General features: G+C 67.4%; 1 protein-coding gene. It reads left to right on the top strand.

What is annotated here, in order from left to right; translation table 11 throughout:
• On the top strand, positions 1 to 1,214 hold a 1,214-nt coding region (locus tag ACY45C_RS20915; protein WP_462189259.1), incomplete at both ends, for a sensor histidine kinase.

The following is a 1,214-nucleotide window of genomic DNA, read 5'->3' as shown; positions in this document are numbered from 1 at the left end:
AGCTCGCGGTCTACGAACCGACGATCGACACCGAGACCAACGGGAACATCCGCAACACCCAGAATTATGTCGAAGAAATTCTGAATGCGCCCATCGGTCAGCCGCTGACCGCGCTGGAAGCCGAGAAATGGGACCAGGCGACCCAGCAGACCATCGACACCGGTACGGAGGCCGTCGACAAGCTCTTGGGCCTCGTCGACGCCCGCATAGGCACCCTGCGGGGCAACATCCAGCGCCACGCGCTGCTGTCCGGTCTACTGATCGTGCTCATCCTGGCCCTCGCCCTGCTCGCCGCACTGGTCGTCGCGCGCTCGCTGGTCCGCCCCCTGCTGGCGCTGCGGACCGCCGCGCTGGACATCGCCGATCACCGGCTTCCCGAGGCCGTCCGTCGGTTGCGCGATTCCACCGAGCTGGACATCGACGACTCGATCGAACCGGTCGGTATCGACACTGACGAGGAGGTCGGCGAAGTCGCGCGGGCTTTCGACGAGGTTCACCGGGAGGCGATCCGGCTGGCCTCCGAACAGGCGTCGCTGCGGAACAACGTCAACGCGATGTTCGTGAACCTCTCCCGGCGCAGTCAGGGACTGGTCGAACGGCAGCTGCGTCTCATCGACGAGCTGGAGAACCGCGAGCAGGATCCGGACCAGTTGTCCAACCTGTTCAAGCTGGATCACCTCGCCACCCGTATGCGGCGGAACAACGAAAGCCTGCTCGTCCTCGCCGGCACGGACACCGCTCGGCGCTGGACACACCCCGTCCCGCTGAACGAGGTCGTACTGGCGGCCATCTCCGAGGTGGAGCAGTACACCAGGGTCAAGCAGACGTCGGCCGCCGCGGTGTCCATCGCCGGCAACGGTGTCAGCGACGTCGTCCACCTGGTCGCCGAGCTCCTCGAGAACGCCACCTCGTACTCGCCGCCGGCCACCAGCGTCCTCGTCACCAGCCGCTCGCTCGGTCCGGGGGCCGGGGCGATGATCGAGATCGAGGACCAGGGCATCGGCATGCCGGCCAAGGAACTCGAACGGGTCAACGACCGACTGGCGAACCCGCCGGTGGTCGACGTGTCGGTGTCACGGACCATGGGCCTGTTCGCGGTCGGTCGGCTGGCCAGCCGCCACGGCATCCACGTCCAGCTGCGCGAATCCGCCTCCGGAGGTATCACCGCTGTCGTCCGGCTGCCCGCCAAGCTGGTGACCGGAGACGGCCGGGCC

The organism is Frankia sp. CcWB2 (assembly GCF_977927585.1).
The sequence above is the reverse complement of the archived record's forward strand: the minus strand, read 5'-3'. Positions and strand labels throughout refer to the sequence as shown.